Raw genomic sequence first — 5,770 nt, forward strand, 5'->3', positions numbered from 1 at the left:
AGGAGCTTTCCAAGGTATGCGATGCTTATCCCAGAAAGGAATATATTGTTCATCCTTATATGCAGCTGGATCTGCATTTATCCTGTGAAGAGGCAGCTAAGGCTATTCTGTCCTGGAAAGGGGAACTGATTCGGGAAGAGGTGGAGGATGAAAGAATTTCCGAAGAGGAGGATATTCCGGAAAAGGGCTTTGACCATAACGGACAGAATGAAAACCTGGTTTCTCTTTTGGCTTTTCGCCAAAGTCTTTGGGAGGCCTTACCCGACTTCCCTAAGGATATTCATGGATTTTTTGCGGAGCTGAAAACGGTATTTTTACAGGGAGAAGAGCTTTTGTTTTATGAAAATACAGCTTTTCCATATTGTAAAGAATTGGAAGCCTTGGAAAACGGATTAACGGAGCCGTTTTTTTCAGAGGAAAGCTTTAGAGAATATTGCAAAATGAATGAGGAAATTCAAGGGAGAGGCGAATTGTGGAAGAGTTTTCTGGCAATTTTTCATAGGGCGGAAAAGGATTTGCAGAATAAAATGCAAAGCTTTTACAGAGAAAGAGAAAAGCTATATTTGGAAGAGTTTTGCAGATATTACACGTTTCGCTACTTAATGACAGGATTAAAGAAAAAATCCATTTTGCCTTTATTTCATCTTATCAGAAAGTGTATTCTTTGGATGGTTTATACGGATTCGCTCCTACAATATTATGCAAAGGAAGAGGAAAAAAAGCTTTTCTTCTTTGGGGAGGAAGAGGCCTTTTTCAGGGTAGCGGTATTCTTTTCCAAAGAGGTGGAACACCAAAAAAAGAATATGGATTTATTTCTGGAATAAAGAATAAAAAACAGATGCAAAAATTCTAAAAAGCAGTATAATAGCTTTTTTGTTGTAGGGGATTTGGAGTGGATTTCATGCAAAATGAATCTTCCGAAAAGAGCTTTTTTAAAAATGTGGTAGTTTAGTAAAAAAATAGGAGGGAAAGATGGACAAGATCGGTTTTGATAATGAGCAGTATTTAAAAACCCAGTCAGAGCATATCAAGGAAAGAATTGCGAAGTTCGGCGGGAAGCTATATCTGGAATTTGGCGGAAAACTCTTTGACGACTATCATGCCAGCAGAGTATTGCCTGGATTCCATCCGGACAGTAAGATTCGGATGCTGGGAGAGCTTAAGGATGATGCGGAAATCGTGATTGCTATCCATGCCGGTGATATAGAGAAGAATAAGGTCAGAGGCGATTTGGGCATTACCTATGATATGGATGTGCTTCGTTTAATTGACGCCTTCCGGGGATATGGCCTTTATGTGGGTTCTGTGGTTTTAACTCGTTTTACCGGACAGGAAAGCGCTATTGCTTATCAGCGTAAGCTTGAGTCCCTGGGAATAAAGGTCTATCGCCACTATTCCATTCCTTCCTATCCCTCCAATGTTCCCCTGATTATCAGTGAAGAGGGCTTCGGAAAAAATGATTATATTGAAACCTCCCGCTCCTTGATTGTGGTAACAGCACCGGGACCGGGTTCAGGAAAGATGGCAGTTTGTCTTTCTCAGCTTTATCAAGAGCATAAGCATGGGGTAAATGCAGGATATGCCAAGTTTGAGACCTTCCCGATTTGGAATATTCCCTTGCAGCACCCGGTAAACCTGGCCTATGAAGCGGCTACAGCAGATTTAAATGATATCAATATGATTGACCCATATCATTTGGAGGCTTACGGTGTAAGCACCGTAAACTATAATCGTGATGTGGAGGTCTTTCCGGTCTTAAAGGCCATGTTTAATAAAATTTACGGAAGCTCTCCCTACCAGTCACCTACGGATATGGGAGTCAATATGGCCGGAAACTGTATTATCGATGAGGACGCGGTTTGTAAGGCCTCTCAACAGGAAATTATCCGAAGATATTATGCGGCTTTGGTAGAAAAAAGAAAGGGAAGCATTTCTTCTGATATAGTGGAGAAGGAAGAGCTTTTAATGGAGAAAGCCAATATCAGTATTGCGGACCGTCCCGTTGTTGCTGCTGCAAAACAAAAGGCGGAACTGACCAATGGCCCCGCTGCCGCAATTTCTCTTCCGGATGGCAGTATTGTTACCGGAAAGACCACTCCTTTATTGGGAGCTTGTGCAGCCATGCTGCTTAATGCATTGAAAAAATGTGCGGGACTTCCGGATGATTTAAAGGTGATTTCTCCGGAAATCATCGAGCCTATTCAGCATTTAAAGGTGGAGCATCTGGGAAATCATAATCCAAGACTTCATACCGATGAGATTTTGATTGCTTTAACAATTTCCGCCAATACGGATGAAAATGCGGAGAAGTGTATGGAGCAGCTGGCACAGCTCAATCAGTGTGAAATGCATTCCACGGTGATTCTTTCTCAGATTGATGAAAAAACCCTTGGAAAATTGGGAATTCGTTTAAGCTGTGAGCCACAGTATCAAAATAAGAAATTATTCCATTCCTAAACGTCGGATGCGTAAAGGAAATCAGTACAATAGAGCTATCCTATATTGTTTACCGGATACATAATTTAGAAAAAACTGTCGGGGAAATACTTATTGAAAGATAAAATAAGTCCTTGACGGTTTTTTCTTTTTTTATAATTGTTAGTGTATACTAACAAAAAAACGACCTGTTAATTTTTTGTCTATTATGCACTCTGCACAAAAAATTAATTCTTTTTTTAAACAGAAAGAAAAAGTTTTTTGTGTTATACTGCGAGTATGAACCCTAAGCTAGGGATGGAAGAGTCTATAGCAAGACGCAATAGCGTCTTGGCAAAGGAGAAAAAATGAGCAGGTTAATAATTGTAACTGAAAATGAAGCCCAAAAAACCGTAGAAGGCCTTTACCGAGACATAGAGCGAAGAATTCAGGCGTCCCAGCCTGGTCTTTGTCCTGTTGACTTGGCGGAGGCTTTTGTTCATGTATGTCATTCCCAATCCTGTGGAAAGTGTACTCCCTGTAGAGTGGGACTTGGACAGTTGGAAGGTCTGATTGAATCCGTATTGGACGGTTCTGCGGATATGGATACTTTAAAGACCATCGAGAAAACTGCAGAAGGAATCTATAACTCTGCAGATTGTGCCATCGGATTTGAAGCGGCGAAGATGGTGCTTAGAGGAATCCGCGGTTTCTACGAGGACTATGCGGAGCACGTACAGCATGGACGTTGTTTTGCCAAGCTAAGCCAGCCGGTTCCTTGCGTATCCCTTTGTCCTGCCCATGTAGACGTTCCCGGATATGTTTCTTTGATTCATGAAGGTCGTTACGGAGATGCGGTACAGTTGATTCGAAAGGATAATCCCTTCCCTGCTGCCTGCGGTTTAATCTGCGAGCATCCCTGTGAGCTTCGTTGCAGAAGAACCATGGTGGATAAGGCGATTAATATTCGTGGACTTAAGCGCTATGCGGTGGAGCATGAGGGAGAGATTCCCGCACCGAAGATTATGGATAAGACCGGAAAGAAGATTGCTATCGTAGGTGGCGGTCCCTCCGGCTTAAGTGCTGCTTATTACCTTAGCATTATGGGACATGATGTTATGGTATATGAGCAGAGAAAGCAGCTGGGAGGAATGCTCCGTTATGGAATTCCGGCTTATAGACTTCCCAGAGAAATCCTGGATCACGAAATTGACGGCTTAAAGAAGGCCGGCTTCCAGGTTAAGACGGATGTCTCCATCGGACATGATATCAGCTTAAAGGATTTAAGAAAGCAGTATGATGCAGTTTACGTATCTATCGGTGCCCACACGGATAAGAAGCTGGGTATTCCGGGAGAAGATGCTCAGGGCGTAATTTCCGCTGTAGAGATGCTTAGAAATATTGGAGATGATGATTATCCCGATTTTAGCGGCTTGAATGTCATTGTAGTGGGCGGAGGAAACGTGGCTATGGACGTGGCGCGTTCCGCAATTCGTCTGGGAGCAAAGACCGTAAAAATTGCCTACAGAAGACGTAGAGTAGATATGACCGCTCTACCGGAAGAGGTAGAGGGCGCAATCGCAGACGGTTGCGATATCGTAGAGCTTCATTCCCCGGTTCGCATTGAGAAGGATGAGAATGGACATTGTAAGGGTCTGGTGCTTAAGCCCCAGATTATTGGAGGAGTACGTTATGGAAGACCTTCCCCCAAGGATTCTCAGGCACCTGAAGTAGAGCTTAAGGCAGATCTGGTTCTGGTAGCCATCGGTCAGGGTATCGACTTCCGTAAGTTCGAGGAATATCAGGAAATTCCTATTGAATCCGGAAGAATTAATGCCTTAGATACCTCTGCACTGAAGGATGTTGACGGCATTTTTGCAGGAGGAGACTGTGTAACCGGTCCTGCAACCGTAATTCGTGCGATTGCTGCAGGAAAGACTGCTGCGGCTAACATCGATGAGTACCTTGGCTACTGCCATGAGATTACCTCTGAAATCGAACTTCCACCGGTTCGTTTCGATGACAATGCACCTACCGGCCGTGTCAATATGAAAGAGCGTCCTGCCGATGAGCGGGTTAAGGACTTTAAGCTTATGGAGTACGGCATGACAGATGAAGAGGCTTGCCAAGAGTCGGGCAGATGTCTTCACTGTGATCACTTTGGTTATGGTATCTTTAAGGGAGGCAGAGAATGCAAATGGTAAATTGTACAATCGATGGAAAAAAAGTATGTGTTCCGGAGCATACCACCATCCTGGAAGCGGCTAAGGAAATTGGCGTTTATATCCCTACCCTCTGCTACTTCAAGGGCTTAAACGAAATTGGTGCCTGCCGTGTCTGCGTTGTAGAGGTGGAAGGAGACCAGAGACTTCATGCCGCTTGTAACAGCCCTGTGCTGGAGGGAATGGTAGTGCATACCAATTCCAAAAAGGCAAGAGAAGCCAGAAAATGTAACGTAGAGCTGATTTTATCTCAGCACAATGTTACCTGCACCACCTGTGTTCGTTCCGGGAACTGTGCGTTACAGCACGTTGCCAATGACTTAAATATTATGGGAGAAAGCTTTCCTAAGGATTTGCCGAAGCAAAAGGGATCCAAAAGCTTCCCCTTGATTCGAGAATATGACAAATGTATTAAGTGTATGCGTTGTATTCAGGTCTGCGATAAGATTCAGGCTACCCATGTTTGGGATGTTATCAACAGTGGCGGAAAGAGTACGGTAGATGTTCGAGATTTCTATCGTTTGGAGGATTCCCCCTGTTCTCTTTGCGGACAGTGTATTACCCATTGTCCTGTAGGTGCTCTTAGAGAAAGAGATGATACGGATAAGGTTTTGGATGCTTTAGATGATCCGGAGACCATTGTACTGGCACAGATCGCCCCATCCATTCGTACGGCATGGGGAGAGGAATTCGGCTTGGATGCGGAAGAAGCCTCTGTGCAGAGACTTGCCAGCTGCTTAAAGGAAATGGGCTTTGACTATGTATTCGATACCGACTTTGCAGCGGATTTAACCATTATGGAGGAAGCTTCCGAGTTCTTACATAAGTTAACCCATCAGGAAGGGGACTTCCCTATGTTTACCAGCTGCTGTCCGGGTTGGGTTAGATTTATTAAGAGTCATTATCCCGAGTATATTCCGCAGGTTTCTACCTCCAAGTCTCCCCAGCAGATGTTCGGTGCTATTGCCAAGAGCTATTATGCGGATATTTTAAAGGTAAGCCCTAAGAAAATCTTCTCTGTCAGCATCATGCCCTGTCTTGCGAAAAAAGCGGAATGCTCCTATCCCAATATGACAGACAGCGAAGAGATCGGAAGAGCGTCGTGTAGGGAAAGAGTGTTCTACTCTGTGTAG

Annotated in this window: 3 protein-coding genes and 1 pseudogene; all 4 read left to right on the top strand. The window is 43.9% G+C overall.

Annotated elements, in window-relative coordinates; all coding sequences use genetic code 11:
* Positions 1–824: hypothetical protein (locus RYL27_RS10450; RefSeq protein WP_314967084.1), on the top strand; the 824-nt coding region annotated here is incomplete at its 5' end.
* A 148-nt stretch (positions 825–972) separates the two neighbouring features.
* On the top strand, positions 973–2,457 hold the full coding sequence (locus RYL27_RS10455) for a DUF1846 domain-containing protein (RefSeq protein ID WP_314967085.1): 1,485 nt from the start codon (positions 973–975) through the stop codon (positions 2,455–2,457).
* Positions 2,458–2,783: 326 nt separating this feature from the next.
* Positions 2,784–4,619 (top strand): NAD(P)-binding protein, encoded by a 1,836-nt coding sequence (locus RYL27_RS10460; RefSeq protein WP_183683976.1) that lies wholly within the window; start codon positions 2,784–2,786, stop codon positions 4,617–4,619.
* A pseudogene (locus tag RYL27_RS10465) lies at positions 4,613–5,722 on the top strand ([Fe-Fe] hydrogenase large subunit C-terminal domain-containing protein); the annotation flags it as partial. The gene RYL27_RS10460 and the pseudogene RYL27_RS10465, both read left to right, overlap by 7 nt.
* Positions 5,723–5,770 lie beyond the last annotated feature (48 nt).

The organism is Oribacterium sinus (assembly GCF_963537195.1).
In the GTDB taxonomy this organism is placed as follows: domain Bacteria; phylum Bacillota; class Clostridia; order Lachnospirales; family Lachnospiraceae; genus Oribacterium; species Oribacterium sinus_A.

Bases quoted from the DNA above. Each gene is read 5' to 3' on its own strand.
- RYL27_RS10455 (WP_314967085.1), top strand. From the start codon at position 973: ATGGACAAGATCGGTTTTGATAATGAGCAGTATTTAAAAACCCAGTCA.
- RYL27_RS10460 (WP_183683976.1), top strand. From the start codon at position 2,784: ATGAGCAGGTTAATAATTGTAACTGAAAATGAAGCCCAAAAAACCGTA.